The organism is Ignavibacteria bacterium, assembly GCA_015709655.1.
In the GTDB taxonomy this organism is placed as follows: Bacteria; Bacteroidota; Ignavibacteria; order Kapaibacteriales; family Kapaibacteriaceae; genus OLB6.
Genome location: CP054181.1, coordinates 1,885,853 through 1,907,314, shown reverse-complemented (window position 1 = coordinate 1,907,314; position 21,462 = coordinate 1,885,853). Strand labels below are relative to the sequence as shown.

Below are 21,462 nucleotides of genomic sequence, written 5' to 3'. Positions count from 1 at the left end.
TTAATATGTGCTCGAATTGTTCCAACAACACTAATGTGTCGTACAGTGACCGTATGTTGAAATTGTTGTTTACTGATGCCGGTAATGGACGCTTCCCATGCACTCCAACAGATGCGTTGTGTGCGGATCCTCACACACTATTGTAGCACACCATCACTTTTTATTTGGATTAACGACTACTCTGTTACATATTCAGGTTTTTTTGAGCCACCTTCCTCATGAACTTATCAATCGAGAATATTCTGTTAATCGGATCAATTCTGCTACTTGCCAGTGTTATAGCTGGCAAAACGTCGGGACGATTTGGTGTTCCGATTCTTATTGTCTTTTTAGGAATTGGGATGCTGGCAGGTTCTGATGGCATTGGCGGCATCAACTTCAACGATGCTAGAATTGCCCAGTTTATTGGTATAGTGGCTCTGAACTTTATTCTTTTCTCGGGCGGACTTGATACCAGTTGGGGGTCAGTAAAACCGATTTGGCAACAGGGCATGAGTCTCTCGGTTCTGGGTGTACTCCTAACGGCCATTACGCTGGGAACGTTTGTTTGGCTAATAACAGATTTTACGATATACGAGAGTCTGTTGTTAGGGTCGATTGTGTCGTCAACCGATGCGGCGGCGGTATTCTCGATTCTCAGGTCAAACAGCCTGGGATTGAAAGCCAACCTACGACCCACACTGGAGCTGGAAAGCGGAAGTAATGATCCAATGGCGTATGTACTGACCATCGTGTTCCTGACACTGGTGGTTCATCAGGACCAGACCCTGCTATCAGTTATTCCGTTATTTATTCAACAGATGTTGCTTGGTGGGATTCTGGGTCTTGCATTCGGCAGAGCAAGCCAATACATTATAAACTCTATCAAACTTGAATTCGAGGGGTTGTATCCTGTTCTGGCAATTGCTCTAATGTTTATTACGTTTTCAGCAACTGATTTCCTTGGGGGAAATGGTTTCCTTGCCATTTATGTAAGTGCAGTTTATCTGGGTAATCAGGACTTAATCCACAAAAAGGCAATCCTGAAAATGTACGATGGCCTGGCATGGCTAATGCAGATTGTACTGTTCCTCACTCTTGGTTTACTGGTTTTCCCCAGCAACATCGTCCCCTACATCGGCATCGGACTTCTGATATCTATTTTTCTCATCGTGGTTGCCCGGCCGTTAAGTGTCTTTATCAGCTTGGCGTTTTTTAGAATGCAGTTCCGGCGTAGGGCATATATTGCCTGGGTGGGCTTACGTGGTGCTGTTCCAATTGTTTTCGCTACATACCCACTGCTGGCCGGTATCGAAAAGGCAAACGCAATTTTCAACATCGTCTTCTTCATTTCAGTGACGTCGGTGCTGATACAAGGAACAAGTCTCTCATTCGTGGCACGGTGGCTGGGTGTTGCATTGCCGGAAAGAGTGCGGAAGTTCACCGACGTGGACAAGTTGCTGAACGAGATACCTAAATCGTCTCTTCGTGAGTTTGAAATCCTTCCTGATTTCTATTCTGTGCATAAACGAATTGTTGATTTAAACTTCCCCAAATCTGCGTTCATTATCATGATAAAGCGGGATAATGAATATATTCGTCCGGGTGGATCAACAACAATTGAAGTCGGTGACGTGCTAATGGTCCTTGCCGATACTGCCGATGATTTCAGAGCAGTCTCGGAATGTCTGTATAACCCTGTATCAATTCATTAAATGCCAGGTGCAATGAAAAAACGTTTTATCGTACTTGTTGACTTCTCGAGGTTCTCTGCGCCACTGATGCGGTATGTTAGTAGCTGGAGTTTGGAAGCTGATGCAGAAGTTTTACTCATGCACCAACCTACTCCGTTCTATCCGATTTTTATCACTCCTGAAACCCGACGAACAATAACCCGACACACAAAGGCTGAAGCACTAAAGAAGATGGACCTGCTGGCAACGTCTTCCATTGACCACAGGGTTACAGTAAAATTGCTGGCCCCCATCAAGCCACTATGGTACATCCTAAATCGTACCCTTAAACAACCGTACGACAGTATTGTGGTTACCGGACTTGAGGATGCCGGTTTTCTGCGTCAACTGCTCGATCCAAAATCGCCCGTTCAGGTTATCGAAAATACCAGCAATCTTGTTGCTGCTATACCGGGCGGGGTTGACGTTTTTAATCAGGACAGGATTTTTGTGGCAGTATCCGATACATTTCCAATTAACCGTATTGAACTTGATAACTTCTTTTCATTTATCTCTAATCCCCGGGCAGTTGTTACGTTTTTTCATCTGGCTAAGCCGGGCGACGACACCCAACGTGCGCGTGATATTCTCGCAGAGCTTGCAGAGGCCTACAAGAACAGGTTCTCCACGGCGTTCGAAGTATACGAGGGGCGTCAGCGATTTTCAAGAATTCGTGACGTCATCAACTCAGATATCGATGAACTGCTGGTTGTTCAGAAGGGCTCACGTTTACTGTCCGACAAGCTGTTTCGCTCGTTTGTAATTAATGAACTGGTGTACCAGGGGAAAACGCCGCTCATCATTCTGCCATAGCTGCTGTAGCTATTTAGTCTTTCCCGATAAGCTCAAGCTTACTAAGTTTTGGTACCTTCCATGCGGTTCCTGCAACGATGAGCACCGTCATCACCCCGCCAAAGATTACACTTGGAACTACACCCATCAGCTTGGCTGCAACGCCACTCTCCAGAGCTCCGATTTCGTTCGAGGAAGAAACAAACATCGTATTAACGGCGGCCACTCTGCCCCTCATCTCGTCAGGTGTAAACAACTGCAGTATCGTCTGCCGAATTACAACACTCAGGCCGTCTAATAACCCAAGTAGGACAAGTAAAACTATGCTAATGTAGAAGTTCGTGCTTAGTGCAAAGCCTACCGTTACAATGCCAAATCCGGTGACGGCAAACAAAAGTTTCTTACCCGACTTGTTAACCGGGGGATGAAAACTTAACCACACCATGGTAAGTACCGATCCCACCGAGGGCGCTGCTCTTAACACACCTAATCCTGATGCATCTACCAGTAGTATCTCCTTGGCAAACACAGGCAGAAGTGCGATAGCACCACCAAACAAAACGGCAAACATGTCTAATGCAAGAGCCGCAAAAAGTACGTGCGTACTCCTGATAAACTGTAGCCCCGTTATCACATCATCCCATAACCTGCCCTTGGTTGTTGATAGTATCGGTTGTATAACCGGAAGCCACAACGAACTGATTCCACCCACACACATCGATACAATGGTGAGTACTGCGGCAGTGAGTACACCAAACTGCCCATACACTAGCCCACCTATCAGAGGTCCGAGCACCATTGCAGCTTGCCAGGCCGTACTTGATATTGCCGTTGCCTTTGGCAGTACATCAACAGTAACAGTTTTGCTGAGTGTTGAAAACATTGCCGGCGAGTACAAGCTGCGCGCAAAACCATTTACAACGATAAAGGCAAGCAACAGGGTTGTGGAGTGTTCTGTACCCATATATGCAATACTTTGCGGCTGAACCAGTACTCCGGTACAGATGGCACTGATAATCATCAGAGCAAGAGCGGTTTTAATGACTCGTCGTTTCTCGAGTTTATCAACCAGATAACCTAGAGGTAATGCTGCGCCAATTGCCGGAACTGCCTCGGCCAGCCCCACCATTCCAAGCATCAGGGGGTCACGTGTTATCTCCCACACCGTCCAGCTTACTACCAATGCCTGTATCTGCCACCCAATGGCCAGGAATAGTCGCACAGAAATGTATGCTTTAAAGGTCGGAGTAAAGAGTTCCACTACACAAAGCTACTATCGTTACAGCGTTTCATACTACGGAAAAATGTTCTGTTCTGTATTCCAGAATTCATTTGCAGTGCATACTTTTATGCATACTGGTTTCATCCTACATTCGGCGGAGCCCCTTTGTTGAATAAAATTCGTACGTCGCTCACACTGCAGATCTTCCTGGGTGTTGTCCTGGGAGTAATAATTGGACAACTCTGGCCGGAGTTTGGCATTAACATTGGATGGCTGCGCGATATTTTTCTACATCTTATAAAAGCTATTATTGCACCACTGGTGTTTGCAACAGTAGTGGTGGGCATTGCGGGAGGGGGCTCAGTAAAAACTCTGGGAACGCTTGGCTTAAAATCGTTACTGTATTTTGAGATTGTTACCACGCTTGCTCTTGCTATTGGACTCATTGCAGTAAATGTAATTCAGCCTGGTACAGGTGTAGTGCTTGCAGGCGATCCTGGTACGCTTGGCTCGATTGCACAGAACCATCCGCAAACCTTTGTCGAGACCATTCTGCACATCTTCCCTACGAGTATCATCGATGCAATGGCCCGGGGCGAGGTCCTCCAGATCGTTGCATTCTCAATCATTTTCGGTGCAGCTGCCGCAATGGCGGGTGATGTAGCAAAACCTGTTATAGAATGGTGCGAAGGGCTTGCCCAGATAATGTTTAAGTTTACTAATATCGTTATGATGTACGCCCCGGTTGGTATTGGTGCCGCTATGGCTGCTACAATCGGACACCAGGGACTGGACATTTTAGGACATCTTGGCATTCTCATTATATCTCTTTACGTTGCATTGGTCGTGTTCACGGTGATCGTTCTGGGCTCAGTAATGCTAATTACCAGAATACCGTTCAAACCCTTTATTAGAGCAGTCCGCGAACCGTTTATGCTTGCGTTTGTTACTACTTCAAGTGAGAGTGCACTTCCAATGGCAATGGAACGAATGGAAGCCTTCGGCGTTCCCAAAAGAATTGTTGGCTTTGTGATGCCGGCCGGCTACAGCTTTAACCTGGACGGAACAACTCTTTATCTGGCTATCGCCAGCGTCTTTGTCATGCAGGCAATTTCAACTACCCATCCAGGCTTCTCGTTTGGCCTTATGGAACAACTGGGCATGATGCTTGTACTGATGATTACATCCAAGGGTGTTGCTGCAGTTCCAAGGGCCTCTCTTGTGATCTTACTTGCCACACTGTCATCATTCCTGCCGCCAGACCTAAAGCACTACGGTCCGATTGCAGTTGCTATGATCTTCGGCGTGGACGAGTTCATGGATATGGCACGAACAAGCATCAACCTGGTTGGCAACTGTCTGGCTACGGTTGTGGTTGCACGCTGGGAGGGCGTGTTTGACGATACGGCATGGCAGAGCAATACAGATTGTTAGAGAAGGGGGCTTGGATTTCGAGTACCATGGGCGGGTAACGCCGCCCTTGCAACGGCAACTCACTCAAAACTCTACAGAACTGCATTCGTCAGTTATTTTGTTAAGTTTGATGCATCACTTCATCATCAACAATACGGGGCGGGGAGGAGATGAAGAATATTGCGATATTTAGCGATGGTACCTGGAACTTTCCCGGTATGCGGGATGGCAACGTCACCGTGCAGACAAATGTGCAGAAATTGCATGAGCTGACTGCAACTGGTACCACTGTACGTTCTGGTATGCCCTTGCAGGTCAAGGTCTATGACTCGGGTGTAGGCACTCCTGGTCATGGCTTGCTCAGCCAACTTCAAGGTGGCATAACAGGGGCAGGCCTGGACAAGAATATCAGGGATCTGTATCGTTTTTTAATTACGCAGTACGAACGGGGTGACCGCATATTCCTGTTCGGCTTCAGTCGCGGGGCCTATACCGTCCGCAGTCTGGCCGGCCTGATTCGTAACTGCGGCATCCTTCGTCCTGAATACATACATCTTACCGATACAGCATTTGAACTATACAGAGACAGGAACAACTATTCCAGACCGGACTCTGATTTAATGATTGGGTTTAAAGAGCGATATGCATACGAAACGGTTACAAGGATCAGGATGATCGGAGTGTGGGATACGGTAGGAAGCTTAGGAATCCCGGCTCCCTATTTAAACATACTTACTGCTGACCGATACCGGTTTCATGATACCACCCTGAGCAGCACCGTTGAATATGCATATCAGGCTTTGGCAATTGACGAGGTTCGGGTACCCTTTGCTCCGGTCTTATGGAAGATAAGCAAATATGCAAATACAATATTTCCGCAAACGCTGGAACAGCGCTGGTTTCCGGGCGTTCACAGTAACATTGGCGGCGGCTATGCCAATAACAGTTTAAGCAATATCCCCTTGGTTTGGATTGCTCTAAAAGCCGTACAAGCCGGACTGCACCTCCATTCGGAACCAATCACCTACAGCAGCGACTACATGGATAATATCGGATCTCCATGGTTTCCGCTAACGCTGCTGTGGCAGCGAAAACGTAGAATTACTGTTGATCACTCAGAATCAAATCAGTCAGTTGATGCAACGGCATATCGTCGCAGGAACGATCCAAACTGCAGATACCGTCCTCAGAATCTTCCGTAGAATCACTTTAGTGCAGCACCACAACCAGAGCTGAGCGGCCAGCAGCCTGCACAGCGTACATGCCCTGTGGCCAGTCTGATACCACGATTGCGGCGGAGGTCGGAACAACACCGGACCAGACCACCTGTCCGTACATATTAATAATTGTTACGTCGTGTGGTGAAGGCGTCTTAACTTCTATCATGGTGGTAGCAGGGTTCGGCGAGCATGTAACTACCAACAGTTCGGGCTCCGGTTGTACTGACGTTGGCTCATCCGGGAATCGCACATGATACCTCATCCATGTGTCGGAACACCAATGGCCAACCACTTCAAAGGTGTCGGCAACCGGAAGCACAAACAGATTATCGCACTCCATCAGTTCTGCCGAGGTGAGTACCTGCCCGTCACCATGCGGGTTAAATACCATATTTGCCACGGCATCGTGTGAACTTATGATACGGTTACCATTCGGAGGTGGCGTTTTTAATGCCGAGTCGCGTTGTGCCGACGTCGTTTCTCCGCCCCCACTCCCCCAGTACGGTACCTTTTCGTATCGACCACACATCAGCAGGGTGGTTTCCCAGCATCGGCATACAGGGCTGCTAAGGGCTTCGCCGACAGGGATACCAAGCAACCGCTGCGCCTTTCCAACTTCAGTAGCGAGCTCCCTTCCCTCGGATATCAAGTTGCGTCCTGGAAAGCACTCCGGAGATGGCCCTTCATCCTTTTCACCCCAATCTGTTTTTGAGTGACGGTAGAAAAGGCTGTACCTTCCGTTTTTAAGTCCTTCCACTATTTCCGTTGGAGTTAGTCTGTTAGGGCGCTGCGTTTCATACGCACCCAGGTCAACCTTCCGCCCCACCAGCCTGGGATTCCCGATTGCATCGGTTTGACGCGAATTCACATACCTATCAATCACGCCTGCATTAAGAGCAACAGACAGTGAGCTAAGGCGCAGCCCGTCGTCATCAGTGCCAAAGAAACCATCGGCTCCGGCAACCAGCTGTTCATCTTCAAAACTTGGATTCGTTTGATAAAATCCATAAATAAAGTCATTTTCCACAAGATTGGATCGGGCACGCAATATTGTCGTGTCAGTCATTTGGTTTAATAGGTAGTGGACGATGTGTCGGGCTGAATCGGATATGGTACCATTCCAGACGATTGAGTTCAGCAACTCGCCACCATTTAGCAGAAGCGTGAGTGCTGCAGCAGTGTCAGTACCGGTAGAATTGTTGTTACAGAACGTTGCATTGGTGATATAGGCATAGCATTGCTCTGTAAACAATGCACCGCCGCCAACCGCCTGGTTGCCGTTAAACACGCAACTAACGATTTGCGGTATCGTTGGACTGTTCACGATGGAAAGAGCACCACCGTTTCCGGACAGTGAAGTATTGTCGTAAAACTGACATTGCCCAATCAAGGCACCATATCCGTATGGATGAGCACTACTGTTTCTGATTTCAACTGCACCACCGTTCCGGTCGCAGGTATTCCTTCCGAAAACACAGTATTCAATATGGATCCTTGATGTTGCCGTTGCCAGTATTGCAGCTCCACTTTGCCCAGTGTTACCTAAAAAGGTACAATTTCTTATTATCGGACATCCACCAGTTATGTTCAGTGCATGCTCAGTAGCCCCCTGCAGTGTAAATCCATCAATTCGCGATGAAGAGTCGCAATCATTTAAAACGAACACAGTTTTAATATTTTCACCTGTTAGCACCGCGGGCTTTCGAAACCAGTCGCGCTCCTCGCGTAGCAACTCAGTGCCATTGAACCCGCCATACATACGCAACCCATTTGGAAAACTCCAGCCACTAACCGGCGGAGCATACGTTCCCTGGGCAACCCAGACTTCGTCGCCCGATTGCCAGGCCATCAGTGCAGCATCAATTGTTGTGAAGGGGCTTTGCCAGCTCTGTCCGGTGCCGGCGGGCGCCGATAACGATACATACAGAGTATCGGCCGTTGAAGAGAGTGTGCAGATTACAATTGCAAGTAAACCATGAATTAAACAAGAGTATTTCATTGCAGTACAGTATTCGGTGTACAAAATACGATCAGTACGGTGATAGACGATGTTGAGAAACACTTTTAAAGTTACAACATGAATCCGGATCAGTTCAGGTTGCTCAGTGTGTAGTACTCGTTGCCTGCAGCACAAATCCAAAGAGGTCACCTATGGTGACCTCTTTTTCATTTTCAAGTAGCTAACGATTAAACGACCGGAGCTTTGCGCCGACTTGGCTTTTTGGCCAGTGCCGGTGCAGGTTCTTCATCCTCGGCCTTGGGTATAATAGCACTTGCGCCAAAGATATTTCCAACATCAGAGGCAACAAGCATTGACTGATATTCACGTAGGCCTGTGCCCGCGGGGATCAGCTGACCCAGGATGATGTTTTCCTTCAGACCCAGCAAGTGATCGCGTTTGGCAGCGGTTGACGCCTCGCTAAGAACCTTGGTTGTTTCCTGGAATGATGCTGCAGACAGCCACGATTCGGTCGTGAGCGACGCCTGTGTAATTCCGAGTAGCAATGGTTCGGCAATTGCAGGTTCGGCTTTTCTACTCTTAGCCGGTGTCTTCTCTTTCTTCTTCAGATCGTCATTAACTTCCTTTAAATCTTTTCGGCTAACAATCTGGCCAACCTTGAACTTACTGTCACCCTTGTCAATTACAATCATAGCCGACTTCAAGGTTTCGTTCTCATCGTTGAACGGAACTCTGTCAACCTGATCGCCCTCCAGGAACCTGGAGTCGCCGGCATCGGTTACACGGACTTTTTGCAGCATTTGGCGGACGATGACTTCGATATGCTTATCATTAATCTTCACACCCTGCATCCGATAAACATCCTGAATTTCATTTACCAGATATGCCTGTGCTTCGTTGATTCCCTTGATATGCAAAATGTCGTGCGGGTTTATAGCCCCTTCCGACAACCGGTCACCGGAGCGCACAAGATCTCCATCCTGAACAAGTACGTGACGTCCGATCGGTACCGGGTATTCGCGGCGCAGTTCTCCGTCGAGCGACGTTACTGCTATCACACGAGACCCGCGTTTTGGTTTTTCAATATTTACGATACCATCAATTTCTGTAACAGCAGACGGATTTTGGGGTGAGCGCGCTTCGAACAATTCCGTAACACGTGGCAGGCCGCCTGTAATGTCGCGAAGTCTGCCCATGTCACGCGGCATCTTTACCAGCTTGGAGCCAACCGCCACCATTTCTCCGTCATCAACAACAATCTGTGCCCTGGTAGGAATGATATACTGCTGAATCAGAACGCCGTCTTCGTCGATAATTTCGATAGCCGGGCTCTTGGTTCTGTCCCGGGAGTCGATTACGATCTTTGTTGTATGGCCTATCTGTTCATCAATGGCTTCCTTGAACGTTAGGTTTGGCACCAGGTCGCGATACCGTACCCATCCGGCTTTTTCAGTAATAATCACTGAGTTGTACGGATCCCATTCATAAATCAGTTCACCTTTCTGAACCAATTGTCCATCCTGAACCTTGAGTTCAGCGCCATACACAACATCGTATTTCGTCACGATCCGGTTACTATTAGGCTCAACGATATTAATAACGCCCGCTCTAGAAACGGCAATTTGAACATCTGTTTCATCGCCGGGAGTAGTAACAAAGCGGATGTTTTCAAACTGGATCTTACCATCGAACTTAGCCATAACAACGCTTTGCGACAATGAAAGCGACGCCGTGCCACCCGTATGGAAGGTACGCAATGTAAGCTGTGTACCAGGTTCACCAATTGATTGTGAAGCAATTGTACCTACTGCCTCGCCCTTGTTCACCATTTGTCCGGTAGCCATATTTCTGCCATAGCACATCGCGCACACGCCCTGGCGAGACTCGCACGAGAGTACGGAACGAATCATCACGGCTTCAATAGGTGAGGCTTCGATAACATCAGCAATTTCTTCCGTTATCAGATTACCTGCCTTAACGTACGTTTCACCCGAGAGGGGATCAATCACATCAGTCAGGGTTACCCGACCAAGAATTCTTTCCTTAAGGGGCTCTTTAACTTCTTCACCATCTTTGAGGGCACGCATCTCTACACCGCGGATGGTACCACAATCTTCATCGCCGATCACAACGTCCTGGGCTACATCATGAAGCCTGCGGGTAAGGTACCCTGCGTCAGCGGTCTTCAGTGCGGTGTCGGCCAGACCTTTTCGTGCACCGTGGGTTGAGATAAAGTACTCAAGGTTAGTTAGGCCTTCTTTAAAGTTCGAGATAATCGGGTTTTCGATCAACTCAGCACTGCTGGCCGCCACTGTCTTCTGCGGCTTTGCCATAAGACCGCGCATACCTGCCAACTGTCTGATCTGCTCTTTCGAGCCCCGAGCCTGGGAGTCCATCATCATGAAGAATGTATTAAATCCTTGCTGATTACTGGCCAGCTCGGCATACAGTTTGTCGGCCACCCTGTTTGTAGCGGTACTCCAGGTGTCGATAATCTTGTTATACCGTTCACCTTCGGTGATAACACCACTGTGATAGTAATCTTCAATCTTATCCACTTCGGCCTGAGCCTTGGCTATGATAGTTTCTTTTTCGGCTGGGATAACCACATCTGCGACCGACACCGAAAGGCCGCCGCGTGTAGCCGTAGTAAATCCAAGTTCTTTAAGCTTATCCAGGAACTCAACTGTTTTAGCAAGTCCGGCTTTACGGAAACACTCCGAGATTACCTGACGCAGGCGCTTTTTGCCGAGCATCTCGTTCATATACCCCATTTCGGCGGGTACGATTTGATTAAACAGGATTCTACCGGTTGTTGTTTCAACCAGTTTACCGTTCATCCTTACCTTTATACCTGAGTGCAGGCTAAGTGAGCCTGCGTTATAGGCAATAATAACCTCGGCAACGGAGGAGAATATTTTCCCTTCGCCCTTAGCCCCCTTACGCATCTTTGTAATGTAGTACACGCCCAGAACCATATCTTGTGACGGCACTGCAATTGGTTCGCCGTTCTGAGTGTGCATAATATTATGGCTACTGAGCATCAGCAGCAGTGCTTCCAGCTGTGCTTCGTGGCTAAGCGGAACGTGCACGGCCATCTGGTCACCGTCAAAGTCAGCGTTAAACGCTGTAGTAACCAGCGGGTGCAACTGAATAGCCTTACCCTCTACAAGTCGGGGCTGGAATGCCTGAATGCCCAGGCGGTGCAGGGTAGGTGCACGGTTAAGCAGCACGGGGTGACCGTCGATCACAACATCGAGAATATCCCATACATCTGTAGTTTTCTTTTCAACCTGCTTCTTAGCGCTCTTAACCGTCTTGCACAAGCCCCTTTCAATCAGCTTGCGAATAATGAGAGGCTTAAAGAGTTCAACGGCCATGTCTTTTGGCAGACCGCATTCGTGCAGTTTCAGCTCGGGGCCAACCACAATAACCGACCGGCCTGAATAGTCAACGCGTTTACCAAGCAGGTTCTGACGGAAGCGTCCCGTTTTACCTTTCAGGGTATCAGCAAGTGATTTAAGAGCACGCTGTGATTCACTGCGAACGGAACGGCGTGAGTTATCAAACAGCGCATCAACAGCTTCCTGAAGCATCCGCTTTTCGTTGCGAAGAATAACTTCGGGTGCCTTGATATCAATAAGTCGTTTTAATCGGTTGTTGCGAATGATAACCCGGCGATACAGATCGTTTAAGTCAGATGTAGCAAAACGTCCGCCTTCAAGAGGTACGAGTGGACGCAGATCGGGAGGGATCACAGGGATAATATCCAGCACCATCCATTCAGCCTTATTTGGCTCTTTCAGTGGCGACGTTCGGAAGGCATCCATGATACGCAGGCGTTTCAGGATGTCTGCACGCTTTTGCTGGCTAATATCTTCCTTTAGTACTTCTCTCAACGTAAAATAATCTTCGTCAGGATCTACGCGGCGAAGCAGCTCCTTAATAGCTTCACCCCCGATAAGTGCAATGAATTTGCGGGGGTCGTCATCATCCATATTCCGTTCGTCGGAGCGGAGCGAAGCAAGAACCTCCAGGTACTGATCTTCGGTGAGAAGGTCCTTTGGCTGGAGACCTGTTGAGCCCGGCTGGATAACAACGTACGACTCGTAATACACGATTCGCTCTACGTCCTTGGTTGGCATTCCAATCACGCCCGCAATCTTACTTGGCAGTGACCGCAGGAACCAAATATGTACAACAGGAACCGCCAGCATGATATGTCCCATGCGTTCACGGCGTACACTTTTCTGAGTAACCTCAACGCCGCATCGATCGCATACGATGCCCTTGTATCGGATCCGCTTGTATTTACCGCAAGCGCACTCCCAGTCACGAATTGGACCAAAGATTTTTTCACAGAAAAGACCATCTTTTTCTGGACGGAAAGAACGGTAGTTAATCGTTTCCGGCTTGGTCACCTCTCCATGAGAACGATTCAGAATATCGTCGGGCGACGAGATGCGAATTGTAATTTGTGAATATCCGCGTTTAGGACTATTCTGGAATTGCATTCTAACTCCGGTTGGGTGTTATTTTCATTATCTTAATCAATTTTAACATCAAGGCAGAGGCCTTGTAATTCTCTGACAAGAACATTGAACGATTCGGGGATGTTTGGCACGGGCAGATTTTCGCCTTTTACCAGAGCCTCATACATTTTGGCACGTCCCAGCACATCGTCGCTCTTTACGGTTAACATTTCCTGTAGTGTGTGTGCAGCACCATACGCTTCCAGCGCCCACACTTCCATCTCTCCCAGACGCTGTCCGCCGAACTGTGCCTTACCGCCCAGGGGCTGCTGAGTAATCAGCGAATACGGGCCAATGGAGCGGGCATGAAGTTTATCTTCTACCAGGTGGGAGAGTTTCATCATGTAGATGATACCAACGGTAACCTCGTTTTCGAACGGTTCACCTGTGCGGCCATCGTACAGAATAGTTTTTCCAGTGGATGGCAGGCCTGCTTTTTCCAGGTATTCGCCCACTTCTTCCCAGGTTGCACCATCAAAGATTGGCGTAGCGAAGTGAACATTAAGTTTGCTGGCGGCCCATCCAAGGGCGGTTTCGTACAGCTGTCCGATATTCATCCGTGAGGGTACGCCCAGTGGATTCAGAACGATATCAACAGGTGTGCCGTCCGGAAGGAATGGCATATCCTGCACCGGAACAATTTTCGACACGATACCCTTGTTACCGTGGCGTCCGGCCATTTTATCGCCAACCTGAAGTTTTCGTTTCTTGGCAACATATACCTTGGACATCTGAAGGATACCCGGCTGAAGCTCGTCACCGGCAGCTATCTTGTTTCGTTCGATGCGGCCATCCAGCATGATCTGCTGACGTCGTGTCTCGTAGTTATCCAGCAGTATGCGGAGCAGCTTCATCACCTTTGAGTCAGCCACCCAGTCCTGCGCAATGTTCATTGCGGATGGTACAAAAACGCCTTCTTCATACTTGGCAACCAGGTCTTTTGCAGACAGTTTTGTACCTGAGCGGAAGACCACGGTTTCGTTTGCCGTATGAATGCCAAGGCTGGTTTGATCCTGCAGTAATTCGCCGATGCGCTCCACGCAATCGATATCCAGTGCGCGCAGTGCCTGCTGTTCACGTTTCGTGATCAGGTCCTGGCGTTTCTTTTCTTCAAGCCGGAACTCACTGTCGCTGCTAAGCACCCGTCGGGCAAACAACTTGGTATTGATAACTGTTCCTTTAAGGCCTGGAGGTGCTTTAAGACTTACATCCTTCACATCACCGGCCTTATCGCCGAAAATGGCACGAAGGAGTTTTTCTTCGGGTGTAGGATCGGTTTCTCCTTTCGGGGTAATCTTCCCGATCAGAATATCACTTTCCTTAACCTTGGCGCCAATGCGAACAATGCCGCGGTCATCCAGATCCTTGGTAGCTTCTTCGCTGACGTTGGGAATTTCGCGTGTAAACTCTTCTTCACCGCGTTTAGTATCGCGGACTTGGAGGGTAAACTCTTCGATGTGAACGGACGTAAAAACGTCTTCGGCAACCATGCGTTCGCTGATAACGATAGCATCTTCGAAGTTATAACCGCGCCAGGGCATAAATGCAACCATGACATTGCGGCCAAGCGCCAGTTCACCCATTTCGGTTGATGCTCCGTCGATAAGGGGTTCTCCCTTACGTACGCGTTGTCCGGCCTTTACGATCGGACGCTGGTTAATTGCAGTATCCTGGTTGGTACGGTAAAACTTAAACAGATCGTAGCGTACAACTCTGTCATTATCGAACGAAACAAGTCGTTCTTCGCGTGTACGGTTATCATCGTACCGCACTTGAATGTAATCGCCGCATACGTACTCCACCACTCCGTCATCTTCTGCCAACAGCAGAGCGCGCGAGTCGCGGGCTACACGGGCTTCCATGCCTGTACCAACAATTGGAGCTTTCGGACGAAGCAGCGGTACACCCTGGCGCTGCATGTTCGAGCCCATGAGTGCACGGTTAGCGTCGTCATTCTCAAGGAACGGAATCAGCGATGCTGCAGGTGAGGTGATCTGGTCAGTACTTACCTCCATGAACTGCACATCAGTGGTAGGAACTACGCGATAGTCACCGCTTACGCGTGCCTTTACAGTGTCGCCTACAATACGTCCCTTTTCGTCCAGTTCGGTACCGGCAGGAACGATAATTAAATCTTCTTCGCGATCTGCTGGCATAAACTCTAACTCATCGGTCAGAGCACCGTTCTCAACTTTAACATAGGGAGTTTCAATGAAGCCGAACTTGTTAACGCGAGCGTGAATAGCCAGCGATGAAATCAGACCAATGTTCGGACCTTCGGGCGTTTCAATCGGACAAAGTCGTCCATAATGCGTATAGTGCACGTCGCGCACTTCAAAACCGGCTCTTTCGCGCGTTAAACCGCCAGGGCCAAGAGCTGATGTACGGCGTTTATGGGTGATTTCGCTTAGCGGGTTGGTCTGATCCATAAACTGGCTAAGCTGGTTTGTTCCAAAGAACTGGTTAATAACACTTGTTATCGTTCGTGCATTAACAAGTTCACTGGGGGTGATGTTTTCGCTGTCGCGAACACTGAGCCGTTCCTTAATGGTGCGGGCCATCCGCGTAAGCCCAAGGTTAAAGGTGCTTTCGAGTTGTTCACCCACTGTGCGGACGCGTCGGTTGGCAAGGTGGTCAATGTCATCAACCGGCTGCTTGCTATCACGAACTTCTATCAGGTACTTAATAATATTTACGATGTCGTCAACCGTCAGTGTTGTTACATCCAGAGGCACATTCATGCCCAATTTTTCATTAATTCTGAACCTGCCAACTACGCCGAGATCATATCTCTTTGAGTTAAAGAAGAGTTTCTCAAGTAAACCCCATGCAGTATCCAGGTCTGGCGGATCCGAGGAACGCAGCTGACGATAAATGCTTTCAAGAGCATCTTCGCGGGTTCTTGTTAAATCCTTGGCCAGGGTTTTAGCGATAATCGGCTCGTCATTTGGATTATCGTATTTATACAATTTTAGTGAATCAACCGAAGTGTTTTCAAGCAGTTTCAGGAACTCGGGGCTAACAATGGTATCACGCGGAGCCACGATTTCACCCGTGCCCATGTCCACTGTATCGGCAGCCACCCGACGTCCGAGGTAGTCTTCTGTCAGTTCAGACGTTGGCACATCTTCGGTTAGCTCGAACAAGTTCAGCAGGTCTTCGTCACTGCTGTATCCCAGGGCTCTCAGCAGTGTTGTTACCGGGAACTTCTTCTTCCGGTCGATATACGCATACATCACATCGTGGATGTCAGTCGTAAACTCAATCCACGATCCTTTAAACGGAATAATCCGTGCAGAAAAGATTTTTGTGCCATTCGGGTGAAGCGCCTCGTCAAAGAAGCACCCAGGTGACCTGTGAAGCTGGGCAACCACAACGCGCTCGGCGCCGTTGATAATAAACGTGCCGCGCTGGGTCATAATCGGGATCTGACCAAGATAAACTTCCTGATCAATTGCTTCGATATGATCTTCTGAGGTTGGGTCAGCCTTCGACGATAAGCGTAGTCGGGCCTTCAGAGTTTTTGCGTACGTGAGTTCCCTCTCGCGGCATTCCTCTTCGGTGTACTTTGGTTTCTCTACAAAGTAGTCAACAAAGTTTAATTCGTACACCCCGGCATTGTCTTCGATCGGAAAGTTCGATAGAAATGCTCGTTGCAGACCAATTTCCCGGCGATCCTCAGGCTTCACGTTTTCCTGAATAAACTCCTGGAACGAATTAATCTGAATCCCCAACAAATCGGGGTAGGTGTGATGTTTTGCCACATGGCCAAAGGTAATGCGCTCGCGCAAACGTTGCAGTGGCAGCGTGTACAATGTTGTGTCCTGTGGACCTTGCATGGGAAGGGGGCTCCCGATAACTCAAAAAAATCGTGGTAAAGAAACGAACAGACAAAGACAACAACACCCGAGACGATTAAAAAACCGCCTCGGGTTGTATTCTTAGCAGAAAAGATTACTTAAGTGTAACCTTTGCACCGGCTTCTTCAAGCTTCTTCTTAAGAGAATCTGCTTCTTCTTTTGGTGCGCCTTCTTTAACAATCTTTGGTGCACCCTCAACCAGGTCCTTGGCTTCTTTCAAACCAAGACCGGTGATTTCGCGTACTACCTTGATTACATTCAACTTCTGAGCACCGGCATCGGTAAGCTCTACGTCGAATTCAGTTTTTTCTTCTGCTGCAGCAGCAGGAGCACCACCGGCAGGGCCGGCGGCCATCATCACCGGAGCAGCGGCGGTTACGCCAAACTTGTCTTCCAGTGCTTTCTTGAGTTCCGAGGCTTCCAGTAAGGTTAAAGCCCCGATTTTCTCAACGAGTTCATCAACGATTGCTGACATACGTTTCTCCGAAAATTAAATTCTGGTGAATAAAAAACGTTAGGCTGCCTGTTTTCTGGCAACCTCCTCTACGAGCATGGCAACATCACGCATTACTGCGTTGACTGCGCCATGAATGCCCGAGATTGGTGCATGAATGCTGCCCACGATTCCGGCAATCATATCCTCACGCGTCGGTAATTCCGCCACCTGTTTCAACTGCGATCCGTCAAACGACTGTCCTTCAATAATCGCAAACTTGAGCTTTGGTTTTTCACCCTTCTCAAAATACTTGCGAATTACCTTGGCAGGCGCAATAGCATCGTCAGCACCGAATATGACTCCCGTTTGACCGAAGAGCTTGGATTCCTCAATGGTATAACCACCAACTTCTGTCAAGGCACGCAGAATCAAGGTGTTCTTCGCAACACGCATTACTGCGCTTTTCTCGCGTAGCTCACGCCTGAATGCCTGGTCATCAGCAACGGTCATCCCGGTGAAGTCCACAAAGTACAAACTCGCTGCACCTTTAATTCTCTCGACTAAATCGGCAACAACAGCTTGTTTCTTTTCCTTCGTTACCATACGGCTCCGATAATAATGTTACGCTATGTGCTCAACCGCCAAAGGCGGGTTAGAAGCAGAGCACGATAGCAGTGCGTAATAGACGTTATTAATGATCTGCACCAATCGAGTTTTCGTCAACGCGGACACTTGGCCCCATTGTACTCGAGAAGTGAAGACTTTTTACATATTTACCCTTGGCAGTTGCGGGTTTTGCCCTTAGGATTGTTGACACAAACATTTGGGCATTTTCAGCAAGTTTCTCCGGCGAGAATGAACATCTGCCAATGCTGGCATGAACGTTTCCCGCCTTATCAACACGGAATTCAATCTTTCCGGCTTTTACTTCGGCGACTGCCTTTGCTACGTCAAAGGTAACAGTGCCACTCTTGGGATTGGGCATTAAACCACGGGGGCCGAGAATCCGTCCCAGCTTACCTAGCTCGCCCATCACATCCGGTGTTGCGATAATAATGTCGATATCAGCCCAGCCCCCTTGCAATTTTTCAAGGTACTCGGTAAATCCGGCATGATCGGCTCCGGCATCCAATGCTTCTTTGTCTTTTGGTGTTTTTGCCACCACAAGAACACGAACTGTTTTCCCGGTACCATGTGGTAATGCAACAGTTCCCCGAACCAGCTGATCGGCCTTCCGTGGGTCTACACCCAGGTACATCGAGACTTCGAAGGACTCGTCAAACTTGGCAGTAGCATTTTTCTTTACCAGCTCAACAGCGCTCTTGTAATCAAACACCTGCTTGCGGTCGTAGCTCTTAACTAACTTTTCGTATCGTTTGTTTGTTGCCATAGTAGTCCTTACCCTTCCACCGTAATGCCCATTGAACGGGCTGTTCCGGCAATCATTGATACTGCATGCTCAAGGTCGTTGGCATTAAGATCGTTCATTTTAACCTGGGCAATTTCCTCTAATTGCTTCCGGGTAACCTTCCCAACCTTGGTCTTGTTAGGCTCTGAAGAACCTTTCGGAATTCCTGCTGCTTTCACAAGCAGAACAGGAGCTGGAGGCGACTTTACCTCGAATGTAAAACTCTTGTCGCTGTAGTACGTAACTACAACCGGAAGAATTGTTCCCTGCTGCTTGGATGTTTTTGCGTTGAATTGCTTTACGAATTCCATCCCGGCAAGGGAGCGCTGCCCGAAGGCAGGCCCTACAGGAGGAGCCATGGTGGCTTCCCCGGCTTTTATCTGGAGCTTAAAGCTCCCCATGACTTTCTTTGCCATGTATCCCTTTCGTGGTCAGCGGTATGGTTGTCCATACCTCCCACATAAATTAAGTTAATGTTGTTCCATCTCAACCTGATGGAAGTCAAGCTCAATTGGCGTTTTACGTCCAAGAATGCCTACTTCCACCTTGAGTTTTTGTTTTTCGTGGTTAACTTCTTTTACCGTGCCGCTAAAGTTGGCAAACGGTCCGTCAATTACCTTTACCGGATCTCCGTCGCGGAAGGCAATCTCGACAGTTGCAATGTCCTTGCGCTCCTCTACGCGCCCCATGATCCTGTCAACCTCATCCTTCTGGAGTGCCTGCGGTTCCGTCTTGGTACCAACAAAGCTCACGATTGACGGAAGAGACAGAATAATTTCCTTCAGCCGCTTGTCAAGCGTACATTCTATGAGGATGTAACCGGGCAGGAAGTTCCTCACCTTTGTACGCCGTTTCCCATTGCGGACTTCGTAAACAGTTTCCTGAGGAATAACGATACTATGAACCCTATTCTCCATTCCCAGCCGCACCATCTCCTGCTCAATACCTGCCTTCACCTTGGATTCATGGCCGGTGAAGGTACGCAGTGCGAACCATTTAAGCTCAAGCGGTTGTATTGGAGTGGCTGTCATTTGTCTCTTCTCTTTTTATCAGAACAGGAAATTCATTACTTGAGTCATGGCTTGGTCAATCACAAACACAATTGCTGTGATGATCAACGATGTTACAATTACAACCATGGTACTCTCGCGCAGCTGATCCCGGGTAGGCCATGAAACCTTCTTCATTTCCTTGTTTACCTCGGTAAAAAACTGTTTTGTTTTGCTTAGCATCATTTATCCTTAACGTGTCAACTTCTTTGTGCAGGGGCGGCAGGATTCGAACCCGCGGCCTGCGGTTTTGGAGACCGCTGCTCTACCAGCTGAGCTACACCCCTCTGCAAACATGGAGCTGATGACCGGGATTGAACCGGTGACCTCCACCTTACCAAGGTGGTGCTCTACCAGCTGAGCTACATCAGCAATTATCTGGGAGCGGGAGACGAGACTCGAACTCGCGACCAACAGCTTGGAAGGCTGTGACTCTACCAACTGAGTTACTCCCGCAACTCAAACGTGCTTACCACGTGCGTGTGGGCAGGGAAGGATTCGAACCTCCGTAGGCGTATGCCAGCAGATTTACAGTCTGCCCTCGTTGGCCACTTGAGTACCTGCCCGGTACGTCAGAGCCGACAAACTTACGACATGTAGGTGTTAATAACAAAAACGGGGGTCAGTACGAATAAAAATGTCCAACGACTAATGGGCAGCAATCCTGGCTGCAAACTGCTCAAAAAGGTAATCCGAATCTCGGGGTCCTGGGCCTGCTTCAGGGTGGTACTGCACGGCAAAGGCGTTTTTTCCCATAATTTCAATACCAGCACAGGTATTGTCGTTAAGGTTGATGTGGGTTACCTCCACGCCTGCGGGCAGCGATTCCATGTTTACGGCAAATCCGTGGTTCTGCGAGGTTATCTCAACCTGTCCTGTACGGAGGTTCTTCACGGGATGGTTACCTCCGCGATGTCCGAACTTCAGCTTGTAGGTCTGCCCTCCAACTGCTAACGCCATGAGTTGGTGCCCTAAACAAACACCAAACATGGGAAGAGTCCCCAAAAGCCCGCGAACAAGCTCAATTCCATGGTGTACGGCTGCAGGATCACCGGGTCCGTTACTCAGGAACACGCCATCCGGCGATAGTGCCTTGATATCGTCAAGTGTTGTTGTCCACGGCACAACGGTTATCCGACATCCATGGTGGTACAGCCTGCGCATGATGTTGCGCTTTATGCCAAAATCAACGGCAACGATATGGTGCTGAGGTGCAGTATTGCCTTTTACGTCAAGGGGCTCGGGTTCAAACTCATATACTGCCTGCGTGGATACCATTGGCACAAGGTTGCACCCTTCCATACTTTCAACGGCCCTGGCCTTGGTAGTCAGTTCGTCCGGGTCCAGGTTGTTACCATGCTCGATCACGCATCGCATAGCCCCTTCCGTTCTTAACATCCGCACCAATGCCCGGGTGTCTATGCCTTCGATACCTGCAATCTGGTTTTTCTCCAGCAGAGCAGCCAGCGAGCCTGTGGCTTTGTTGTTGGAATATACTTTCGAGAGTTCACTCACAACGATGCCACGGGCATGAATACTGCTGCTTTCAATGTCGGTTTCGTTAACTCCGTAATTCCCAATGTGGGGGTAGGTGAAGGTTACGATCTGACCGTGGTACGAGGGGTCAGTGATAATCTCCTGGTACCCCGTCATAGCGGTGTTAAACACCAGCTCGCCTGCACTGCGGGCACCAATTGCCCCGATAGCCGTTCCTTCAAAAAAGCGTCCGTTTTCAAGTACCAGAAGTGCAGGGGTTTTCTTCATTTTTAAGGGTGATGTATACAACTTTTTAGTTTGGGCATTCGAAAATAGCGTCTGCAGACCTATTTTAGCGGCAAAGGAGAGAGTTTTCAGTTTT

Annotated in this window: 15 protein-coding genes and 4 tRNA genes; 4 read left to right on the top strand and 15 right to left on the bottom strand. The window is 48.7% G+C overall.

Annotation, left to right across the window (positions count from 1 at the left end):
• Positions 1-218 precede the first annotated feature (218 nt).
• Both HRU79_07690 and HRU79_07685 read left to right on the top strand, forming a co-directional pair.
• Positions 219-1,694, top strand: a complete 1,476-nt coding sequence (locus tag HRU79_07690; protein QOJ26534.1) for a potassium/proton antiporter — start codon at positions 219-221, stop codon at positions 1,692-1,694.
• Positions 1,695-1,706: 12 nt separating this feature from the next.
• On the top strand, positions 1,707-2,525 hold the full coding sequence (locus HRU79_07685; GenBank protein ID QOJ26533.1) for a hypothetical protein: 819 nt from the start codon (positions 1,707-1,709) through the stop codon (positions 2,523-2,525).
• A 13-nt stretch (positions 2,526-2,538) separates the two neighbouring features.
• Here the strand turns inward: HRU79_07685 and HRU79_07680 are convergent, their stop codons facing one another.
• On the bottom strand, positions 2,539-3,765 hold the full coding sequence (locus tag HRU79_07680; GenBank protein ID QOJ26532.1) for an MFS transporter: 1,227 nt from the start codon (positions 3,763-3,765) through the stop codon (positions 2,539-2,541).
• A gap of 138 nt (positions 3,766-3,903) precedes the next feature.
• Between HRU79_07680 and HRU79_07675 the strand changes: the two genes are divergently transcribed.
• Together HRU79_07675 and HRU79_07670 are read left to right on the top strand one after the other, a co-directional pair.
• The gene (locus HRU79_07675; protein QOJ27298.1) at positions 3,904-5,160 is read left to right on the top strand and encodes a cation:dicarboxylase symporter family transporter; all 1,257 of its coding nucleotides are present in this window, start codon (positions 3,904-3,906) and stop codon (positions 5,158-5,160) included.
• 149 nt (positions 5,161-5,309) lie between these two features.
• A complete protein-coding gene (locus HRU79_07670) occupies positions 5,310-6,341 on the top strand; it encodes a DUF2235 domain-containing protein (GenBank protein QOJ26531.1) in 1,032 nt (343 codons plus the stop codon).
• 7 nt (positions 6,342-6,348) lie between these two features.
• Here HRU79_07670 and HRU79_07665 read toward each other — a convergent pair whose 3' ends face one another.
• The 14 genes from HRU79_07665 to carA form a co-directional block, all read right to left on the bottom strand.
• Entirely contained in the window at positions 6,349-8,358 is a 2,010-nt protein-coding gene (locus HRU79_07665) for a T9SS type A sorting domain-containing protein (protein ID QOJ26530.1), read from the bottom strand.
• Positions 8,359-8,546: 188 nt separating this feature from the next.
• A complete protein-coding gene (rpoC, locus tag HRU79_07660) occupies positions 8,547-12,833 on the bottom strand; it encodes a DNA-directed RNA polymerase subunit beta' (protein QOJ26529.1) in 4,287 nt (1,428 codons plus the stop codon).
• Between the two features lie 32 nt (positions 12,834-12,865).
• Entirely contained in the window at positions 12,866-16,690 is a 3,825-nt protein-coding gene (rpoB, locus tag HRU79_07655; protein ID QOJ26528.1) for a DNA-directed RNA polymerase subunit beta, read from the bottom strand.
• A 115-nt stretch (positions 16,691-16,805) separates the two neighbouring features.
• Entirely contained in the window at positions 16,806-17,186 is a 381-nt protein-coding gene (gene rplL / locus HRU79_07650) for a 50S ribosomal protein L7/L12 (protein ID QOJ26527.1), read from the bottom strand.
• A 39-nt stretch (positions 17,187-17,225) separates the two neighbouring features.
• Complete coding sequence (locus tag HRU79_07645) at positions 17,226-17,750, bottom strand: 50S ribosomal protein L10 (GenBank protein ID QOJ26526.1); 525 nt, start codon at positions 17,748-17,750, stop codon at positions 17,226-17,228.
• Positions 17,751-17,838: 88 nt separating this feature from the next.
• A complete protein-coding gene (locus HRU79_07640; protein ID QOJ26525.1) occupies positions 17,839-18,537 on the bottom strand; it encodes a 50S ribosomal protein L1 in 699 nt (232 codons plus the stop codon).
• Between the two features lie 8 nt (positions 18,538-18,545).
• Positions 18,546-18,971, bottom strand: coding sequence for a 50S ribosomal protein L11 (gene rplK, locus HRU79_07635; protein QOJ26524.1), 426 nt, complete (start codon positions 18,969-18,971; stop codon positions 18,546-18,548).
• Between the two features lie 54 nt (positions 18,972-19,025).
• A complete protein-coding gene (nusG, locus tag HRU79_07630; GenBank protein QOJ26523.1) occupies positions 19,026-19,586 on the bottom strand; it encodes a transcription termination/antitermination factor NusG in 561 nt (186 codons plus the stop codon).
• An 18-nt stretch (positions 19,587-19,604) separates the two neighbouring features.
• On the bottom strand, positions 19,605-19,787 hold the full coding sequence (gene secE, locus HRU79_07625) for a preprotein translocase subunit SecE (GenBank protein QOJ27297.1): 183 nt from the start codon (positions 19,785-19,787) through the stop codon (positions 19,605-19,607).
• Positions 19,788-19,818: 31 nt separating this feature from the next.
• Positions 19,819-19,891: transfer RNA gene (locus tag HRU79_07620), tRNA-Trp, on the bottom strand.
• A gap of 9 nt (positions 19,892-19,900) precedes the next feature.
• Positions 19,901-19,976 (bottom strand) — tRNA-Thr (locus HRU79_07615).
• Between the two features lie 11 nt (positions 19,977-19,987).
• Positions 19,988-20,060, bottom strand: a tRNA-Gly gene (locus HRU79_07610).
• A gap of 27 nt (positions 20,061-20,087) precedes the next feature.
• Positions 20,088-20,170: transfer RNA gene (locus tag HRU79_07605), tRNA-Tyr, on the bottom strand.
• An 82-nt stretch (positions 20,171-20,252) separates the two neighbouring features.
• Complete coding sequence (gene carA / locus HRU79_07600; protein QOJ26522.1) at positions 20,253-21,368, bottom strand: glutamine-hydrolyzing carbamoyl-phosphate synthase small subunit; 1,116 nt, start codon at positions 21,366-21,368, stop codon at positions 20,253-20,255.
• Positions 21,369-21,462: the final 94 nt, after the last annotated feature.

Coding starts and splice junctions, on each gene's coding strand:
- secE (QOJ27297.1), bottom strand. CDS start 19,787: ATGCTAAGCAAAACAAAACAGTTTTTTACCGAGGTAAACAAGGAAATG.
- rplK (QOJ26524.1), bottom strand. CDS start 18,971: ATGGCAAAGAAAGTCATGGGGAGCTTTAAGCTCCAGATAAAAGCCGGG.
- HRU79_07665 (QOJ26530.1), bottom strand. CDS start 8,358: ATGAAATACTCTTGTTTAATTCATGGTTTACTTGCAATTGTAATCTGC.
- HRU79_07690 (QOJ26534.1), top strand. CDS start 219: ATGAACTTATCAATCGAGAATATTCTGTTAATCGGATCAATTCTGCTA.
- HRU79_07645 (QOJ26526.1), bottom strand. CDS start 17,750: ATGGTAACGAAGGAAAAGAAACAAGCTGTTGTTGCCGATTTAGTCGAG.
- HRU79_07670 (QOJ26531.1), top strand. CDS start 5,310: ATGAAGAATATTGCGATATTTAGCGATGGTACCTGGAACTTTCCCGGT.
- rpoC (QOJ26529.1), bottom strand. CDS start 12,833: ATGCAATTCCAGAATAGTCCTAAACGCGGATATTCACAAATTACAATT.
- rplL (QOJ26527.1), bottom strand. CDS start 17,186: ATGTCAGCAATCGTTGATGAACTCGTTGAGAAAATCGGGGCTTTAACC.
- carA (QOJ26522.1), bottom strand. CDS start 21,368: ATGAAGAAAACCCCTGCACTTCTGGTACTTGAAAACGGACGCTTTTTT.
- HRU79_07640 (QOJ26525.1), bottom strand. CDS start 18,537: ATGGCAACAAACAAACGATACGAAAAGTTAGTTAAGAGCTACGACCGC.
- HRU79_07685 (QOJ26533.1), top strand. CDS start 1,707: ATGAAAAAACGTTTTATCGTACTTGTTGACTTCTCGAGGTTCTCTGCG.
- rpoB (QOJ26528.1), bottom strand. CDS start 16,690: ATGCAAGGTCCACAGGACACAACATTGTACACGCTGCCACTGCAACGT.
- nusG (QOJ26523.1), bottom strand. CDS start 19,586: ATGACAGCCACTCCAATACAACCGCTTGAGCTTAAATGGTTCGCACTG.